Here is an 18,356-nt window from a genome sequence, read left to right as displayed (position 1 = left end):
CGAAGTGACAGGTTCTGGTCAAGGACTGTCCAAATGCCGGATGTTTCCTCCCGCCGGTGGTCGGGTCGTCCCCGACCGCTGTATCCGTGTGCGCTCGGGAGGTCCTGGTGTCGGCACCAACCCGCAAGAGACGATGGCTCACGATCTGCGCCATCACCGCGTCCGCCGCGCTCGTCGCGATACCCGCAGGCGCGGCGTCAGGCCCCGGCGGCACCCCCTTCGGTGCCCGCGCCCTCGCCCGGCTCGCCGCCGAACGCGCCCACCCGGCTGGGGCCGTGACCCCTAGGGCGACCGCGAAGGCGAAGGCGAAGGCCGAGGACGACGGGGGCGACGACGGCAACGAGGCCGACGAGATCGCCGAGGGCGCCGACCAGTACGCCGAGGCCCGCACCTCGCCCGGCGTCGTCGCGCCGGGCGCGTACGGAGCCGCCTGGAGCGGTCTGACGGGTCTGCGGGCCACGGGCGGTGACTGGCACGACATCACTGACCTCCCGTACGACTCCGACGATCCGCGCTACCGCGACTACGACTCCAACTCCAGCGGCGGCTCGGGCCGGGTGACCGGCCGGATGGCCGCGATGGCCGCCGACGACGACGGATACGTGTACGCGGGCAGCGCCGGCGGCGGTGTCTGGCGCTCGCGCACCGGCGGCGGCCACTGGCGGCCGATCAGCGACGGCCTGTCCTCGCAGTCCACCGGCGCCCTCGCGCTCGACGGCAGCGGACGGCTGTGGCTGGGCACCGGTGAGGCGACGACCAACGCGGACGCCTACCTCGGCAGCGGCGTCTACGTCCTGTCCGACCCGCGGCACGGCACGTTCTCCGCGCGCGGCCGGGTCGGCGGCGACGAACTGGAGTCGACCACCATCCACGAGCTGCGCTTCGGCGGCGGCACGGTGTGGGCGGCGACCAGCGAGGGCGTGTGGAGCCACTCCACGAAGAAGCTCGGCGGGCCCTGGAAGCTGGAGTTCGCGCCCAACCCCGACTATCTGCCGGGCGGTTCCCTCGCGAACGACGCCTCGGCCGCGTACAAGAACATCGCCAACGACATCGCGATCGACCCGAAGGACCCCTCCAAGGTCGTCCTCGCGGTCGGCTGGCGCAGCGGTGACGACTACAACGGCTTCTACACCAGGGTGAACGGTGCCTGGACGCGGATCACCAGTGGCCTGGGCGACCTGCCGGCCGACCCCGACAACGTCGGCAACGTCACCTTCGCCCGCTCCGCCGACGGCTCGCGCTACTACGCCGTCGACCAGTCGCCGGAGCAGCTGAACACCAACCCGGACAGCGGCCTGGAGGGCATCTACGTCTCCAAGTCCGGCTCCCCGCGCGGACCGTGGACGAAGATCGCCGACTACCAGGGCCTGGCCGCCGACGGTTCGGCGCTGACCTCCAGCGGCTACATGCCCGGTGTGCAGGCCTGGTACAACCAGTTCCTGGCCGTCGACCCGGCGAACGCGAAGCACGTGTACGCGGGCCTGGAGGAGGTCTACGAGACCAAGGACGGCGGCGGCACCTGGTCCACCGTCGGCCCGTACTGGAACTTCGGCTTCTCCTGCTGGAGCATCGACCCGGCCAAGCAGACCGGCGACTGCAACCCGACCACCCACTCCGACCAGCACGGGGTCGCGATCGGCCGCTACCACGGCAAGAGCTTCGTCTACGTCGGCAACGACGGCGGCGCCTACAGGCGGCCGCTCGACGGCTCCCAGGACGCCTCCGGCCACGCCACCGACTGGACCTCCCTCAACGACGGCACCATCGACACCCTCCAGTACTACTCGGTGGGCATCGGCAAGGACCTGACCCACGGCGGGGTCTCCGTCACCGGCGGCCTCCAGGACAACGGCCAGTCCGTCCTGCGCGGCGACGACACGGTGATGGGCTCCGACTTCGGCGGCGACGGCGGCGACACCCTCACCGACCCGGCCGACGGCTGCAACATCGCCGAGGAGTACGTCTACCTCGCGATCCAGGTGACCCAGAACTGCGCCGTGAACGACGGGAGCTGGGTGACCGACCCGGGCAAGGTCACGTCGTACAACGTCGCTCCCGCCGACAACGCCACCGGTGAGGCCCGCTTCATCGCCCCGATCACGGCCGACGCGAAGAACAGCTCCACCTGGGTCGCGGGCGGCCGCCACATCTGGGTGCAGACCCACGGCTACGCCATCCGCAGCGGCTCCGAGTGGACCAGCGTGTACGACCTCGGCGCCGGCCGCACCGCGACCGCCGTCGCGGCCTCGGGCGGCAAGGTGTACGCGGCCTGGTGCGGCCCCTGCAACAACCAGGGCTTCGCCCGCGGCATCTCCGTGGGCAACGCGGACGGCACCGGCTGGCACGACATCAGCCTCCCGGCCACCGGCGCGGACGGCACCGTGCCCAACCGCTACCTCAGCGGCTTCGCCGTCGACCCCGGGAACGCCGACCACGTCTATCTCGCGGTCAACGGCTTCTCCCGGCACTGGACCGAGGGGCCGGGCGCCGGCGTCGGCCACGTCTTCGAGTCCAGGGACGGCGGCACCACCTGGAAGGACATCTCGAAGAACCTCCCCGACGTGCCGGCCGACTCCGCGGTCGTCACCCCGGGCGGCGGCCTCGCCGTCGCCACCGACCTCGGTGTCGTCTACCGCGCGCCGGGCCGCACGGACTGGCGGCGGGTCGGGAACCTCCCGGCCGTCGCCGTGCTCCAGCTGAAGCTCGGCCCGGACGGCAGGACGCTGTACGCGGCCACCCACGGCCGCGGCATCTACACGGTCAAGGTGCGCGACCTCCGCTGACCTGGCGGACGACAGGGGTGATCCCGGGCCTCCCGGGGTCACCCCTGTGACGTTTCTCGTGACGTTTCCTGTGACGTTTTCGGTGCCGCTCCATTGCCGTTCCGGTGCCGTTCCGACCGGTCCGCAGTCGGACGGTTTCTCAAATGCCGTCATTCACAGGAGAGTTGACCGTCCCATTCCGCGACTCAAAGGGCGGACACAGGTTTCGGCGGTGTAGCTTCTACCCGTCAGTAGAGGCTTGAGCAAGGGTGGAGACGTGGCTGCGCCTTCGCATACCGAGAAGTTCGCCGCCTGCCTTCGGATGCTGAAGGACCGCAGCGGCAGGGGCTATGACCGCCTCGGCAAGGAGGCGGGAGTCAGCGGCTCCAGTCTGCACCGCTATTGCTCGGGCCTCAGCGTCCCGGCGGACTACCGGGTGGTGCACTCCTTCGGGAAGGTCTGCGGCGCCAGTCCGGAGGAGCTCCGTGAACTCCACCGGCTGTGGGCGCTCGCGGACACCGACCGTGACGCGCCGGCCGCCGCCCCGGCCGCCACCGGGGACGAGCCGCCGCGGGAACCGGATCCGGAACCGCAGGCGGACGAGGAAGCCCGGGCGGACCGGGAACCGCGGGCGGACGAGGAAGCTCGAACGGGCAAAGAAGCCCGGACGGGCAAGGAACCGCTGCCGGAACCGGGGACGGATCGGGCCGCGGATCCGCTGTCGGAGCCGGGCGCCCCCGAAGTGCCCGGGCAGGCCGGTCCCCTTCCGGAGCCCACCCTCCCGCCGGAGAACGCCCCCGCCCGGGCCGGCCGGTTCCGGCTGCCCCAGATGCCCCAGAAGGTGTCCTCCCGGTTCGCGGTGCTGGCCGCCGCCGTCGTGGCCGTCACGGGACTCGTGGCCGGCTTCGTGTGGATACCCGCCGAGGACACGCCCTCGGCCGACGACGGGCTGCTGTACTCCTCCGCGTGCAGGACCGTCAGCATGGGCCAGCACGACGAGTGCGTGCGCGAGGTCCAGACCCTGCTGGTGCGGGCCAAGGGCAGACTCGCCGTCGACGGGGACTTCGGGCCCGAGACCCTGCGTCGGCTGACCGCGTTCCAGGTGCTGGCGGGCATGCCGGCCAGCAACGTGGTCGACGAACCCACCAAGAAGGCGCTCTACGCCCGGAAGGTGAGTATGGCGACCTGGTCGCCGGACCGGGTGGCCAGGCGGATCCGCGAGGTGTTCCGCGAGGATCCCCGCACCGCCGTCGCCATCGCCCGCTGCGCCTCCTTCCTCGACCCGCTGTGGGTGCTTCCCAACACCAACGGCAGCCGCAACTGGGGTGTGTTCCAGATCTCCGACGTCCGCCTGCGCGAGCTCGGCGGCACACCGCTGCGGGCGTTCGACCCGGAGTGGAACATCCAGGCGGCCCACCGGCTGTGGAGCGCCCGGCACGACTTCCACGACTGGCCCTCCTGCGAGGCGGCGCGCAAGGACGAGCCGAAGGGCTGAAGCCCGGAAGGCCCCGGACACCGCCGCCGCGGTACCCGGAGCCTTCGGCCCCCCCCGTGGTCACCCGGGACGGTGTCAGACCGTGCCGCTCTCCCACCACCAGTCGCGGTTGAGGTCGGCCCGGCTGTCGACGTGCTGGTGGTCGACGGTGTACCGCTCCAGACCGGAGAACCCGCAGGTCTCCGCCTTCTGGTAGACGGTCTTGGTGGCCACGCCCGGGACGTCGAGGTCGGCCGCGGTGCCGTAGAGGTGCATGCTGTCGCTGGCCCCGCCTATGTCCGCGTTGTGCGCGATGCTGCGGAAGCCGGAGTTGACCGTGATCGGCTTGTCGCCCAGCTTCTTGCGCAGCGCCTCCAGCTTGTACATGCAGCGCCGCGCGTTCTCCTTCGTGAGCGCCACGCTCAGCTTGCCGCCTTCGAAGGTGCCGTTCGACTGGTCGACGAACTCGCTCCAGTTGAAGTGGAGCGTGGAACCGTCCGACTGCTCCAGCGCGTTGAGCTTGGCCTGCGTGTTGGGACCGACGATCCCGTCGTTGTCGAGACCGTAAGCGGTCTGGAACCGCTTCACGGCCGCGGCCGTGCCGGGGCCGAAGTCGCTGTCGAGGCCGACCCGGGTCTGGCTGGCGCTGTCGGCGGCCCAGCCCGAGACGCGGATCTGGAGTTCCAGCACGTCGGCGCCGCTGTCGCCCTGCTTCAGGGTGCGCGACCACGAGTAGGCCTGCGCGACACCGGAGAGGAGCAGCGGGCCGAACGCGACGCCGGCACCGACGGCCAGCGTGCCGCGCAGCATGCTGCGGCGGTCGAGGGAGCGGCTGCCCAGCGAGCGGATGCCGGCGGAGCGGCTGTCGGCGGAACGGAAGAAGGAAGTCATCGTCGTCCTTTCGGAACGTCGGAAAGTCGGTGCGGTGGTGCGGTGGTGCGGTGGTGCGGTGGAGCCGTGGTGCATTGATGCGGTGGTGCGAGACGTGCGGGCGAGGCTCAGTAGGCGAGGTGGAACGTCACGTCACGCGCGTCCTGGTCGTAGGCGTGGATCCGCAGGATGAAGTGGGTGCCGTCCTTGACGTCGGTGGCGACGGTGCCCCACTCGGTGCCGTGGGTGGTGTACGCGTCGTCGTTGTTGCACTTGGTGGTGTGGTCGACGAACACCACGCAGGCATCCAGGTACCACCCCTCCGGCGTGCCCGAGTCGAGCCGGATGTTGATGTCGCTGCACCGCGAGGACGTGGTGTACGTCCCGTACTCCTTGGCGGCCGTCTGGTAGTGGTACGTCAGCGTCTTCTCGCCGCCGTAGCAGCTGGTCGCGGCGGCGGCCGAGGTGTGCGCGGAGGCGGGCGCGACACCCACGCCCAGCAGCGCGGCCGCGGTGAACAGAACCGAGGCGAACGCCCTGCTTCGGGTCATGGTGGTCTCCGTTCGGTGAGGGGGGTCAGAAGGCGATCTGGAGGGTGGCGGAACTGCCTTCGAGGTCGACGCCGTTGGGCACCGTGAACCGGGTGCCGTTCAGGACGTCGGTGGCGATGGTCGTCCAGCTCCGGCCGACCTTGGTCCAGTAGTTGCAGACGCCGGTCTTCTCGAACTTCACGCAGGCCCAGACGAACGCGGCGTCGCCCCCGGTCATGCGCATGTTGATGTCGGTGCAGCGGCTCGTGGTCACGTACGGGCCGAAGTCGAGCACCTCCCCGTAGTGCACCGTGACCGCGCCGCCGTAGCAGCTGGTGGCGGTGGCCGTGGCGGCCGACGCGTGCGCCGGTGCGGCGGTGCCGAGGGCGACGAGCAGGGCGACGAGCGACGCGCGGGCGAACCGGGCGGTCACCGGGGTCCTCCCGGGTGCGGCGCCGGCGAGGGCCGGGATCACCGGTTCGCCAGCCGGTCCAGATCGGCCTGGGTGCCGTTGAACACGTCCCCGGTGGCCGGAGCGCGCAGGCCCGGGAAGACAGCGGCGTCGGTGTACTGCCACATCGTCCAGGTCGACGAGCCGTTCGGCACCGGCGGCTGGGTGATCGACTGGCGGTAGTCCGCGAGCTGGAGCGGATACCGCGCGAAGGCGGTGGTCGACGCCATGCAGTCGTCCAGGAAGGACTTCTGAGTGTAGATCATCGGGACCCGGCCGAAGGCGGACTCCACCTTGTCGAGCCAGGCCTTGGTGTCGGCCACCGTGCCGTACGTGGGACAGCGTCCGCTGCCGTCGTCCATGCGCTCCAGGTCGAGGATCGGAGGCAGGTCGCCGGCCCGCTTCCCGGTGTAGCCGGTCGCCTTCACGGCGGCGATGAACCGGTCGGCCTGCGCGGCACCCGTGTCGGCCGCCGTCCCCGTGTAGAAGTGGTACGGGGCCACGGCCAGCCCCGCCGCCCTGGCCCCCTCGAGGTCGGTGGCGAGGTACTCGTCGGTGACGTTCAGACCCCGGGTGGCCTTGACCGTCGCGAACTCGGCGCCCGAGGCGCGCACGGCCTTCCAGTCGATCGGAGCGCCGCCCGGGTGCTGGTACTTGGCCGTGTCCAGCCCGTCGATCGGGTGGCCGGCCGGGTGGGGCGGGGTGCAGTACGCGTTACGGCTGGACCAGTCCACGAGCTTGGCCCAGGTGTTCGGGCCGACCGTGCCGTCGGCGCTGAGGTTGGCGCAGTGCTGGAGCTCGACGACCCGGTCCGCCGTGCCGCCCCCGAAGTCGCCGTCGATGGTCAGCGGCGGATAGTGGAACGGCTCCATGGCCAGGTTCAGCCGGCACTGGACCTCCTTGACCTCGTCACCCTTCGCCCCCTGCTTCAGGGTCGGGCGGGTGTCGGTGTGGCCGCACACGGTCGCCTGCGCCGTGTCCGCGGTGCCCTGGGTCGCGCAGGTGTGCGGCTGGGCGGCCCAGGTGTTCAGCGCGGCCCAGGTGTTCGGGCCGAGCACGCCGTCCACGCTCAGCCCGGCGCAGCGCTGGAAGTCCTTGACCCGGGCCTCCGTCCCCGATCCGAACGAGCCGTCGGCCGCGATCGGCGTGTACCGGCTCGGCTTCGTCGCCAGGTCGAGCTCGCACTGCGCCTCGACCGTGGCGTCCCCCGTCGACCCCTGTTGCAGCGTGGGCTGCGCGCTCGTGTGCCCGCAGACGGCGACCGCGGCGGCCGCGGCCCCCGTCGCCTGCGCCGACACGGGCCCGTACAGGGGCAGGACCGCTGCCACGGCGAGGGTCAGACCCCGCAGAAGCGTCCTTGTTCCCATCTGGTGTTCCCCCTCTGGTCAGTCGCCGGGAACTCCCGGCCGCCGCCATGCTGGCAGCGCCCGTACCCCGGCGGAGCCTCCTGGTCCGCCTCGGGACGCCGGGACGGTCCCAGGCTCCTGACCTGTGCGAACACCTCACCTCTGGGACGGACTTGGGACATGAGGACGGTGCCGGGACGCTCAGGTGCCCGCGTCCCGCTTCCCGGCGAGGAAGGCCACCAGCTCCCCGGGCACGAGGTGCCCGGCTTCCGGCTCCTCCCACTGGACGGGGTGGATGCCGTGCTCCGCGAGCCCCCGTACGAACTCCTCGGGCAGCCGGTCGCCCTCGACCAGCCGGAGATCGAGGAGGGCCTTGCGCGCCGAGGGGTCCAGGGCTTCCCACCACTGCGCGACGCGCGTTTCGTGTGTGCTGTTCATGCGTCCCAGGTGACCACGGGCGGACCCGGGAGGCAGGGACCGCGACCGGGCGCGTTGCCCCCGTGCCCGGGCCGGCGGCGGAACATGCTGCTCGGAGGGTAGGAGAGGCGCATCCGTGGGCACCATGCGTCTATGCGCGTCGACGAGGACGCCGGTCTCATCAGTCATGAGGAGGGGTCATGAACCGTCAGATCCGGATTCGCGTCAACCGTCGGCCCGCCGCTCCGCGCGAGATGCCGATCGACCGCAGGACGCCGTCGGGGCGCGTGCTGCCGTACTGACCCGTCGTCCGCACGCGCGGCGCCACGACCCGTCCGCACGCGCGGCGGCACGGCTCGTCCGTACGCGCTGCGCCACGGCCGGTCCGTACGCGCTGCGGCACAACCCGTCCGTACGCGCTGCGGCACGGCCCACCCGTACGCCCGGCAGCCCTCAGTGACCGCTAGAGCGGTGACTGCCAGAGGACGTCCGTGCCGTCGTCGCCGGGGTCCTGGCCGGCCGGGTCCGCACGGCGGCCGTCGTCGTGGACGGTCAGCCGGACGCCGGGGCGCCCGTCCCGCAGGGGCACCGTCACGTCCACGGCGACCTCGATCCGTGACACCCCCGGGCGCCGCGAGGCCGCGGCCAGCGCACGCCGCAGCGCCGCGAGCAGCCGGCCGGCCACGGGCTCGCCGATCCGGTTCTCCACCGGGCCGGTGAACCGGGTGGACGGCTGGAAGCCCAGGACCGCCGCCGCGCCCGCCGTCTCGCGCAGCACCCTGCCGCGGAAGGTGGTCGGCGCGTCGGCCGGCGGCTGCTGGAGCGCGAAGATCGCGGTGCGCACCTCCTGGACCGTGGCCTCCAGTTCGTCGACCGCCCGGCCGAGGGTCGCCGACACCTCCGCGATCTCGCCGTCGGCGTCGTCGTCGCCGTTCCCGTGCGCCGCGTTCCTGCGCTGTGCCGACTCCAGCATCATGCCGGTCGCGAAGAGGCGCTGTACGACCAGATCGTGCAGGTCGCGGGCGATGCGGTCGCGGTCCTCGTACACCGCGAGGAGTTCACGTCGGTGCCGGGCGGCGGCGAGGACCAGGGCCAGCGCGGCCTGCGAGGCGAACTGGAGGGCCAGCAGGCGTTCGGTCCGCGTGTACGGGCGGTCGCCCCGCCCGCGCGGCAGGGCCAGGGTCCCCACGAGCCGGCCCTCGGCCCGGAGCGGCAGCATCATGCTGGGCCCGAACCGGGACCGCACCGGGCTCGTCAGTCTCGGGTCGGTCGCCGAGTCCTCGATGAACAACGGCTCCCCGCCGAGGAGTTGTTCCACGACGGGACTGCCGGGCGCGATGGCCGTGCCCACGAGACCGGTGGGGTCGTCCGGGGTGGAGGCGACCACGACCTCCATGCCGCCCTCGTCCGTGGGCGTGAGGATGATTCCCGCGGAGGCACCCGCGAGGATCCTGGCGCGTTCGGCGACCGTCGTCAGCGCGTCCGCGCCGGTCCCGCCGCCGAGCAGGGCGGTGGTGACGGCGGCGGCGCCCTCGATCCAGCGCTCCCGCTGCCGTGCCGTCTCGTACAGCCGGGCGTTGGCGATCGCGATCCCGGCCTGGGTGGCGAGCAGACGCACCAGCTGCTCGTCCTCACCGGTCACCGGACCCGTGGACTTGTCCGCGAGACAGAGATTGCCGAACACCTCGTCGTCGACCCGGATGGGAACGTCCAGACAGATGTCCGCCTCGGGAGGACCACCGGGTTCCCGTGCGCCGGGGGAGCCGGGGGAGCCGGGGGAGCCGGGGGAGCCGGTGGGCCCCGGAGGCCTCGGCTCCTTCCCGGGACGAGGGCCGTCCGCCGGGGAGGACGGGCGTGCCGTGCGGATGTGCACCAGCCCGTCCCGCCCCGGGTCCCGCATGCCCAGCGCCGCGTACCGGGCCCCGGTCAGCTCGGCGGCCGCGTCCACGATCCGCTGGAGGGTCGCCCGCAGTTCGAGTTCGGTGCCGACGCTGAGCACCGCCTCCAGGAGCGGTGGGAGCCCGGGCACGGGATCGGTCATACGGGGACCCCGGACGCGGGGTTCGCCGGGCCGCCGGCCCGTCAGCCGGCCAGCGGGTTCAGGATCAGCGGCTCGATCTTGCCCTCCAGCATGTAACCGAGGCCCTGGACGGCGCACACATCGGGCCGCTCGGCGATGTGGACGGGCACCCCGGTCGCCTGGCGGAGCATCTGGTCGAGCCCGGGGAGCAGCGCGCTGCCGCCGACCATCATGATCCCGCGGTCGGCGACGTCGGCCACCAGATCGGGCGGGCAGGACCGCAGCACCTTGCCGACACCGTCGAGGACGGCGGTGAGCGGCGTCGCGATCGCCATGCGCACGGCGGCGGTGTCCACCTTCACCGAGCGGGCGAGACCGGTCGCCACGTCCCGCCCGTGGATCTCGGTCAGGGCCGGTCCGTCCGGGCTCAGCCCGTTCCCGGAGAGGGCCAGTTGCAGCGGCCGTACGGCCTGGCTCGGCAGCATCAGCTCGTGCTGGTGACGCAGGTGCTGCACGATCGCGTGGTCGACCGCCTCACCCCCGACCGGGATCCGCTCGGCGGTCACGATGGAGCCGAGCGACAGCACGGCGAGCTGGGTCGCGGCCGCGCCGCAGACCATGATCATGGTGGCCTCGGGCCGCTCGACGGGCAGTCCGCAGCCGACCGCCGCCGCGATCAGGGTGTCGACGAGCTCGACCCGCCGCGCCCCGAGACCCACCAGCGTCTCGATCGTGGCGCGCTGGGCCAGCGGGTCCGCGTCGTGCGGGGTGCAGGCCGCGGCCCGCAGCCGGGGCTTGCGGCGCAGCGTGCGCCGCACCTTGTCGCCCAGCAGGTTGCGCAGCATCCGCTGCGCCATGTCGATGTCGACGACCGTGCCGCCCGACACCGGGCGCACCACCCGGATGTAGTCGGGGGTGCGGCCCGTCATCCGCTCCGCGAACTCCCCGACCGCGATCAGCGCGCCCGTCTTCGTGTTGATGGCCGCGACGCTCGGCTGGTCGACGACCAGGCCCGCGCCCCGCACCCACACCCGGGTCCTCGACGCGCCCAGGTCGACGGCGAAGTGACAGCGGCGCAACTGCTCCAGACTGGCGGTCATGGCAGGTCCTCCCGAGGCGCAGACCGTGGGCTCCGCCGGGCGGCGGTCCTCTCTGAACATCCTGCGCGCGTGACCCGGAGGCCGCCCCTTTTGGGCGGCCGGGCGAGGTTCCGCCGGACGGGTGGCGGGGGCGGCGGGAGCCAGGACCGGGGCGGGCGGGGCAGTTGGAGGCGGCCCGGTTTCTGCCGCTCGTACCGGCATGTCCTGGCGGGAAGCCGCCAGGGCGCCTTCCCGCCAGGTCGCGTCGGCCTTCCGGCGGCACGGGCCGCCGAGACTCTCTTCGCAAGCACCGGGCGCCACCCCTGCCCGTCACGCGCACGGCCGACGAAGAGAGGCCATGAATGACCAGAGGACCACTGAGACGACCGGCGGCGCTGCTGTCCGCCGGGCTCGTGCTCGCCGTGCTGCCCACGGCACGGGCGGGCGCGGACACCGGGTCCACCGCCGGCCCGTCCCCGGCGGCCACCGCCTCCGTCCCGGCTCGGGCGGGGGCCGCGTCCACCGCGTCCACCGTCACCCTGGTGACCGGTGACAAGGTGACCGTCACCGACGTCGGCGGCGGGAAGAAGACCGTGTCCGTCGTACGTCCCCGGGGAGCCACCGGGGCCGTGCGCACCCAGGTCGCCGACGGCAGCGTCACCGTCGTACCGGACGAGGCGCTGCCCTATCTGCGGGCCGGCACCCTCGACCGGCGGCTGTTCGACGTGAGCGAGCTGATACGCCAGGGACTGACCGACCGGCAGACCGGTGAGCTGCCGCTGATCGTGACCTACGACCCGAAGGCCCGCGCGGCCGTCCCGGGAGGCGCCGAACGCACCCGGTCCCTGCCGAGCATCCGCGGCGCCGCGCTCGACGCGGACAAGGGCCGGACGTTCTGGAAGGCGATGACCCGTCAGCTGACCGGGACGGCGGGGATCGGCAAGGTCTGGCTCGACGGGCGCGTCAAGGCCGACATGGCCGAGAGCAACGCGCAGATCGGCACGCTGAAGGCCTGGGAGGCGGGGCTCACCGGCAAGGGCGTGACCGTCGCCGTGCTCGACACCGGCGTCGACACGAGCCACCCCGACCTGGCGGGCCGGGTCTCGCAGACCAGGAGCTTCATCGACGGCGAGGAGGTCGCCGACCGCAACGGGCACGGCACGCACGTCACCTCCACCGTGGGCGGCACCGGCGCCGCCTCCGACGGCAAGGAGAAGGGCGTGGCACCCGAGGCCACGCTCGCCGTCGGAAAGGTCCTCAGCGACCAGGGTTCGGGCAGCGAGTCGCAGATCATCGCGGGCATGGAGTGGGCCGCGCGGGACGTCCACGCCAGGGTGATCTCGATGAGCCTCGGCTCGACCGAGCCCAGCGACGGTACCGACCCCATGGCCGCCGCCGTCGACACCCTCTCCAAGGAGACCGGCGCCCTCTTCGTCATAGCCGCCGGCAACACCGGCGCCCCCTCCTCCATCGGCTCGCCCGGCGCCGCCGACTCCGCGCTGACCGTCGGCGCGGTGGACTCCGCCGACCAGGCCGCGTACTTCACCAGCGCGGGACCGCGCTACGGCGACAACGCGCTCAAGCCCGACCTCTCCGCGCCCGGCGTCGACATCCTCGCCGCCCGCTCCCAACTCGTGGACGGCAGCGGCTACTACACCTCCATGAGCGGTACGTCGATGGCGACACCGCACGTCGCGGGCGTGGCCGCGCTGCTCGCCCAGGAGCACCCGGACTGGACCGGAGCGCAGCTCAAGGACGCGCTGATGTCCACGTCCAAGGAACTCGACGCCTCCGCCTACCAGTTGGGCGCCGGCCGGGTGAGCGTCCCGGACGCGGTCGACGCGAAGGTCACCGCCACGGGCAGCGCCGACCTCGGCTTCCACGGCTGGCCGTACGAGGACGACAAGCCCGTCACCAGGACGCTCACCTACACCAACTCCTCCGACGCGGCGGTGCGGTTGAGCCTCGCCGCGGAGGGGGCCGGCGAGGGTGTCGCCACCCTCGCCGACACCACGCTCACGGTGCCCGCGCACGGCACCGCGTCCACCACGCTCACCGGCGACGCCTCGAAGGCGCCCGTGGGCCAGACCTCGGGCCGGATCGTGGCCTCGGTGGACGGAACCCCGGTCGCGCACACCGCGTTCGGGCTGGTCAAGGAGGAGGAGCGGTACACGCTCACCGTCCATGTGAAGGACCGGGACGGCGCACCGGCCGCCGCGGACCTCGCCGTCCAGCAGCTCGTGAAGGACACCGACGCCTACCCGGTGTCCGTCGGCGACTCCGGCACGCTGAAGCTGCGCCTGCGGCCCGGCACGTACAGCCTCACCTCGTTCCTCGACGTGCGCGGCAGCCACGGAGCCGACTCGCTCGGCCTCGGCTTCCTCGCCGCACCCCAGATCGCACTCGACCGGGACCGTGAAGTCACCCTGGACGCACGGACGCTGAGAGAGATAAGCGCGAAGGTCGGCCGGCGTGCCGAGACCCGGCAGCTGATCATGGAGTACGACCGCGCGGGCGGCGGTGCGGACCTGTTCGGCGCCGTCCAGGTGCCCGTGAAGTACGACAGCGTCTTCGCCGCCCCGACCGGGAAGGTCACCGAGGGCACCTTCGACTACCGGACCGTGTGGCGGCTCGGTAAGCCGCTCCTCGAGGTCGCCGGCGTCAAGGACGCCCTCGTCCAGCCCGGCACCAGCCTGACCGAGGGCCGCAGCAGGCTGCCACTGGTCGACGTCGGAAGCGGACCGTTCACCGGGGTGCGCGGCAAGGCCGTCCTGGCCCGGCTCGCGGACGGAGCCGATCCCGCCGCGCTCGCCCAGGCGGCCCAGGACGCGGGCGCCAAGGCCCTGTTCGTCACCGACGACACGGCGGGCCGTCTCAACGCATGGTTCGGCACGGACGCCTACGAGGACCGGCCGCTCCAGGTCGCCACGGTCGACGCGGCGGACGCGGCACGGCTGCGAGCACGGCGGACCGTCGACATGACCGGCACCCGCAACTCGCCCTACGTGTACGACCTTTCGCACGGCTACCGGGGAGCCGTCCCGGACCGCAGCCTCACCTACGAGCCCAGCCGCGGTGAACTGGCCGTGCTGGACGCCAGGTTCCACGCGGCGAAGCCCGTCTCCGGCAGCGAGTTCCGCTACTCGATCGCCGACCCCTTCCCGATCGGGCTCGGCTTCCAGGAGCGGATCGACTACCCGGCCGAGCGCACCGACTACGTCTCCACCGGCACCGGACAGACCTGGTCGGAGTCCGCGTACGCCGGGACGGGCACGCTGGAGGAGCGCAGCGGCCTGGTCGCCTACAAGGGCGGCACCCACCGGGTCCTGAACTGGTTCAAGCCCGTCTGGCACCCCTGGCTCGGCACCGGACTCGGCTGGGGCCAGCAACGCGCGGGCGACGTCGTCCAGTTCAACACCCCCGGCTGGGGCGACTCCGGGCCCGACCACACCGGCTTCGGCGACGTGTGGAGCGACGACAGCGGGATGACCCAGTTCACCGAGGTCTACCGGGACGGCGTGCTGCTCGGACGGCGCCAGGGCTCCGCCGGCTACGACTGGGACGCGCCCGCCGACGAGCACACCTACAAGGTCGTCACGGACACGACCCTCGACCCCGAGCGCTGGAAGCTCTCCACCAGGGGCCACACCGAGTGGACCGTCCGCTCGGCGGCCACCCCCGACGACCGCTGGACCTTCCTCCCGCTCCTCAACCTCGGCTACGACATCGACACCGACCTCGCCGGCGACGTGCGCGGCGGCAAGGTCCCGGTCAGCGTGTACGCCGAGTACGTCAAGGGCGCGCCGGACACCGGCCGCATCTCCGGCGGCGGCCTGGAGGCGTCGTACGACGACGGGAAGACCTGGAAGGCGGTACCGCTGACCGGCGGGGGCGGGGCGCGCTGGAGCGGCACGCTGAACGTGCCCCGCGGCACCGCGTTCGTGTCGCTGCGGGCCTCCGCCCACGACGACCGGGGCGGTTCGGTCGGTCAGGAGATCATCCGGGCGGTGGGTGTCCGGTGACCGGTCGCCGGGTGGCGGGCCGCCCGGGGCGGGAGCCCGCCACCCGGTCCCTCCCCTCCGGCCCGCCGCGGACGCCGCGGTCCGGGGAGCGGGCGGCCACCGTCGTGGCGCCCGCGTGAGCAGGCGGCCGCCGGTCCTCTTGGGAGGGAGGAACCGGCGGCCGCCGTCCGTCCGGGCTCACGGGCGGTGCGGCGAGATGCCCCGGATCACCCCGAGGTCCAGCAGGTCCTGCGGGCGGAGCCGGAGCTGACCGGCCGTCGCCCGGATCTCGCCCTCGGGCCGTTTGAGGATCGCGGCCGCCGACTCCGGCGCGATGACCGAGAAGTAACTGTCCGGCGTGGCCCAGGTGTTGCCGGGAGCGGCCAGCGCCAGCGCACCGCCCGAGCCGCCCTCGCCGATCACCAGGGTGGTGACGGGCGTCCTGGCACCGGCGATCGCGGCGAACAGGTCGGCGATCGCCGGGCCCGCGCCCCGCCGCTCGGCGTCCGCGTCGTTCGCGGCGCCCGGGGTGTCCACCAGGGTCAGGACCGGGATGCCGAGCCGGCCCGCCGTCCGCACCAGCCGGGCCGCCGTGCGGTAGCCGGCGGGACGGGTCGGGGTGCCGCGCTGCGCCGCGTACGCGACGGTCCGCCCGTCGTGGGCCCGGCCGAAGCCGCACAGCACGCCGTCGTCGGTGCCGCCGCAGCGGTCCCCGCCGATCGCCGCCCGCCGGGTGAAGTACGCGTCCAGATAGGCCTCGGCGCGCGGGCGTCCGCCGGCCCGGGCACGCCGTACCGCGTCCCAGCCGGTCGCCGGCAGGTCGGCCGCGTCCCCCAGCGCCGCCGGGACGGGCGCCGCCCCGGACGAGCGCCCGGTGAGCAGGTCGAGCCACAGGGCGAGCGCCTCCCGCAGTCCGTCCTTCGGTACGAGCGCGTCGACCGAGCCCGCCGCGACCTGGGCCTCGGCCGTGTACGCGGCCGGATCCGCGCCGGGCGGACGGACCCGGGAGCCGGCGAAGGCGACCTGGGCGCCCGGCAGCGCCAGCGTCACGTCGGCGCCCGCGCCGAGCGTGGCCCAGCCGCCGCCCGTCGTCGGGTCCCGCAGGACCGCGAGCTGCGCGAGCCCCGCGTCCCGGGTGAGCGCCGACTGCCGTGCCACCCGCTGGAGCTGGGTCAGGGCGAGCATGCCCTCCTGCATCCGACTGCCGCCCGTGGCGACGAGCGAGACGACGGGCAGCCGGTGGGTCCTGGCGTAGTCGTGGGCGGCCTCCAGGCGGTCACCGGCGCGCCGGCCGAGGGAACCGCCGAGGAAGCCGAACTCGAAGGCGACGAGGACGGCGGTGACCGGCCCGAGCGGAGCCCGGCCGTCGATCGTGGTGCCGAAGCTCGCCGTCCCGAAGGTCGCCGTCCCGCAGACGACGGACTCCTGCTCGCCGGTGCGGGCCGCCGCGCGCGCCCGCGCGTCACCGTACCCCTCCCACGCGAGCGGGCCGTCGTACGGGAACTCCTCTTCCGGGCAGGGGAGTTCGGCGAAGCTGTCGGTGACCAGGGCGATGGCCTCGCGGGCCGAGATCCGTTCAGTCACGCGGGAGCTCCCGCTTCAGGATCTTGCCCATGTCGTTGCGGGGCAGCGCCGCCAGGAAGCGCACGGTGCGGGGCCGCTTGTGCGGGGCGAGCCGGTTCGCCACATGGCCGGCCAGCTCCTCGGCGGACGGCGGCTCCCGGAGGTCGAGCGGGACGATCCAGGCCGCGACGCGCTCACCGAGGTCGGCGTCGGGCTCCCCGGCCACGGCGGCCTCGCGCACCCCGGGGTGTTCGAGGAGCGCGTTCTCGATCTCACCCGCGCCGATCTTGTAACCGCCGCTCTTGATCAGGTCGGTGGCCTTGCGGCCGACGATACGGACCGAGCCGCCGGGGTCGAGGACCGCCATGTCGCCGGTGCGGAACCAGCCGTCGGCGCTGAACGCGGCGGCGGTGGCGTCGGGCCGGTTCAGATACCCGGTGAAGAGGTTCGGGCCGCGCACCTGGATCTCGCCGACGCTCTCGCCGTCGTACGCCCCGGCCGGGGTGCCGTCGGCCTCGTACCAGGCGATCGTCGTCCCGTCCTCCTCCACGAGCCGCAGACCGACGCCCGGCAGCGGCACCCCGACCGTCCCGGGCCGGACCTCCCCGTCCGCCCGCACGCTCGTGTTCATCAGGGTCTCCGTCATGCCGTACCGCTCGACGACCCCGCGCCCGGTCGCCGCCCTGATCCGCTCGTGGTCGTGGAGGGGCAGCGCGGCGGAACCCGAGACGAGCAGCCGCGCCCGGCCCAGTGCCCCGGCCAGGCCGGGGTGCTCGTCGAACGCCTCGGCGAGCCGGTGGTACATCGTCGGCACCCCGAACAGCATGGTCGCGCCCGCGTCCAGTTCGCGCGCCACGCCCTCGGCGCCGAACCGGCCCAGATGGCGCACGGAGCCGCCGCGCCGCAGCGGGCCCAGGACGCCGATGATCAGTCCGTGCACATGGAACAGCGGCAGGCCGTGCACCAGGACGTCGTCGCCGGTCCACTGCCAGGCGTCGGCCAGCGCGTCCAGCGTCGCGGCGATCGCCCGGCGCGGGATGACCGCGCCCTTGGGCGGACCGGTGGTGCCCGAGGTGTAGACGACCAGGGCGGGGGAGCCGGGGTCGGTGACCGTGCCGGGAGCGGCGGAGCCGGGTGCCGCCGTGCCGCCCGGAGCCTCCTCCTTGGTCCCGGCCGCGAGACCGGGGTCGACGGTGACGTCGACCCGTTCCAGCGCCCCGAGCGGGGCGGGCAGCACGTCCCCCGGGGCCGCGAGCACCAGCGACGGCGCGCTGTCGCCCACGATGTGCCCGAGTTCCGCCTCCCCGGACCTCGGGTTCAGCGGTACGGCCGGCACACCGGCGAGCAGCGCGGCGACGACACCGACGGCCGTCTCCAGGGTCGGCGTTGCCCAGACGGCGACCCTCGCGGCACCGTCGAGCCGTGCGGCCAGCGCTCCCGCGGAGGCGGCCAGTTCCGCGTACGTCAGGGACCGGTCGCCGAAGCGCAGCGCGGACCGGTCCGCGACCGAACCGCTCACCAGGGCCGGGAAGAGGGAGAACACGAGGACTCCTTGCCGAGAGGACACACCGGGAGGGACCTGCCCTTCCTACACGATCGGGCCCGCGGACCGGGCGGCCCGCGGCCCGATCGCGCCGGTGACGTGGAGGCAGAGCGCAGGCGCCGTAAGGATCGTCCGGAAACCGGGAACGATCGTTCGGGAACCGTGGCGTGGACGGACCCGGACACGTAGGGTCGGGCTCGCGTCACAACTTGACGAGTCAACTGCCGGGAGACCTTTGGTGAGTCAGTCCCCGCCGGACCTTCGCGAGACACTCGAACGCCCCGGCCCCGTCCGGGAACG

Annotated in this window: 12 protein-coding genes; 3 read left to right on the top strand and 9 right to left on the bottom strand. The window is 73.3% G+C overall.

Annotated elements, in window-relative coordinates; genetic code table 11:
- Window positions 1–107 precede the first annotated feature (107 nt).
- Window positions 108–2,783: a glycosyl hydrolase gene (locus ACFWI4_RS19285; RefSeq protein ID WP_387197515.1), complete on the top strand. Its 2,676-nt coding sequence runs from the start codon at window positions 108–110 to the stop codon at window positions 2,781–2,783.
- Window positions 2,784–3,039: 256 nt separating this feature from the next.
- On the top strand, window positions 3,040–4,257 hold the full coding sequence (locus tag ACFWI4_RS19280) for a helix-turn-helix domain-containing protein (protein ID WP_387197512.1): 1,218 nt from the start codon (window positions 3,040–3,042) through the stop codon (window positions 4,255–4,257).
- A 75-nt stretch (window positions 4,258–4,332) separates the two neighbouring features.
- On the opposite strand, the gene ACFWI4_RS19275 is transcribed toward ACFWI4_RS19280, so the two are convergent.
- The 7 genes from ACFWI4_RS19275 to ACFWI4_RS19245 form a co-directional block, all read right to left on the bottom strand.
- Window positions 4,333–5,127 carry a D-Ala-D-Ala carboxypeptidase family metallohydrolase gene (locus ACFWI4_RS19275; protein ID WP_385397028.1) on the bottom strand — a complete coding sequence of 265 codons (795 nt, stop codon included), beginning with the start codon at window positions 5,125–5,127 and terminating at the stop codon, window positions 4,333–4,335.
- 107 nt (window positions 5,128–5,234) lie between these two features.
- On the bottom strand, window positions 5,235–5,657 hold the full coding sequence (locus tag ACFWI4_RS19270; RefSeq protein ID WP_387197509.1) for a hypothetical protein: 423 nt from the start codon (window positions 5,655–5,657) through the stop codon (window positions 5,235–5,237).
- Between the two features lie 25 nt (window positions 5,658–5,682).
- A complete protein-coding gene (locus ACFWI4_RS19265; RefSeq protein ID WP_387197506.1) occupies window positions 5,683–6,069 on the bottom strand; it encodes a hypothetical protein in 387 nt (128 codons plus the stop codon).
- A gap of 38 nt (window positions 6,070–6,107) precedes the next feature.
- Window positions 6,108–7,454, bottom strand: a complete 1,347-nt coding sequence (locus ACFWI4_RS19260) for a GH25 family lysozyme (RefSeq protein WP_385397022.1) — start codon at window positions 7,452–7,454, stop codon at window positions 6,108–6,110.
- A 180-nt stretch (window positions 7,455–7,634) separates the two neighbouring features.
- Window positions 7,635–7,871, bottom strand: coding sequence for a hypothetical protein (locus ACFWI4_RS19255; RefSeq protein WP_387197503.1), 237 nt, complete (start codon window positions 7,869–7,871; stop codon window positions 7,635–7,637).
- Window positions 7,872–8,313: 442 nt separating this feature from the next.
- Window positions 8,314–9,891 carry a GAF domain-containing protein gene (locus tag ACFWI4_RS19250; protein ID WP_387197500.1) on the bottom strand — a complete coding sequence of 526 codons (1,578 nt, stop codon included), beginning with the start codon at window positions 9,889–9,891 and terminating at the stop codon, window positions 8,314–8,316.
- 41 nt (window positions 9,892–9,932) lie between these two features.
- Window positions 9,933–10,970 carry a rod shape-determining protein gene (locus ACFWI4_RS19245; RefSeq protein WP_385397016.1) on the bottom strand — a complete coding sequence of 346 codons (1,038 nt, stop codon included), beginning with the start codon at window positions 10,968–10,970 and terminating at the stop codon, window positions 9,933–9,935.
- A 341-nt stretch (window positions 10,971–11,311) separates the two neighbouring features.
- On the opposite strand from ACFWI4_RS19245, the gene ACFWI4_RS19240 reads away from it, so the two are divergent.
- Entirely contained in the window at window positions 11,312–14,971 is a 3,660-nt protein-coding gene (locus ACFWI4_RS19240; protein WP_387197497.1) for a S8 family serine peptidase, read from the top strand.
- Window positions 14,972–15,148: 177 nt separating this feature from the next.
- Here the strand turns inward: ACFWI4_RS19240 and ACFWI4_RS19235 are convergent, their stop codons facing one another.
- Both ACFWI4_RS19235 and ACFWI4_RS19230 read right to left on the bottom strand, forming a co-directional pair.
- A complete protein-coding gene (locus ACFWI4_RS19235; protein WP_387197494.1) occupies window positions 15,149–16,534 on the bottom strand; it encodes a carboxyl transferase domain-containing protein in 1,386 nt (461 codons plus the stop codon).
- Entirely contained in the window at window positions 16,527–18,056 is a 1,530-nt protein-coding gene (locus ACFWI4_RS19230) for an acyl-CoA synthetase (protein WP_387197491.1), read from the bottom strand. Before ACFWI4_RS19230 ends, ACFWI4_RS19235 begins: the two co-directional genes overlap by 8 nt.
- Between the last annotated feature and the right edge of the window lie 300 nt (window positions 18,057–18,356).

The organism is Streptomyces sp. NPDC127038 (assembly GCF_042725875.1).
Taxonomy (GTDB): Bacteria; Actinomycetota; Actinomycetes; order Streptomycetales; family Streptomycetaceae; genus Streptomyces.
Note: the sequence above shows the minus strand (reverse complement) of the source record. Positions and strands in the feature narration are given on the sequence as shown.

Bases quoted from the DNA above. Each gene is read 5' to 3' on its own strand.
- ACFWI4_RS19275 (WP_385397028.1), bottom strand. From the start codon at position 5,127: ATGACTTCCTTCTTCCGTTCCGCCGACAGCCGCTCCGCCGGCATCCGC.
- ACFWI4_RS19270 (WP_387197509.1), bottom strand. From the start codon at position 5,657: ATGACCCGAAGCAGGGCGTTCGCCTCGGTTCTGTTCACCGCGGCCGCG.
- ACFWI4_RS19240 (WP_387197497.1), top strand. From the start codon at position 11,312: ATGACCAGAGGACCACTGAGACGACCGGCGGCGCTGCTGTCCGCCGGG.
- ACFWI4_RS19245 (WP_385397016.1), bottom strand. From the start codon at position 10,970: ATGACCGCCAGTCTGGAGCAGTTGCGCCGCTGTCACTTCGCCGTCGAC.
- ACFWI4_RS19250 (WP_387197500.1), bottom strand. From the start codon at position 9,891: ATGACCGATCCCGTGCCCGGGCTCCCACCGCTCCTGGAGGCGGTGCTC.
- ACFWI4_RS19255 (WP_387197503.1), bottom strand. From the start codon at position 7,871: ATGAACAGCACACACGAAACGCGCGTCGCGCAGTGGTGGGAAGCCCTG.
- ACFWI4_RS19260 (WP_385397022.1), bottom strand. From the start codon at position 7,454: ATGGGAACAAGGACGCTTCTGCGGGGTCTGACCCTCGCCGTGGCAGCG.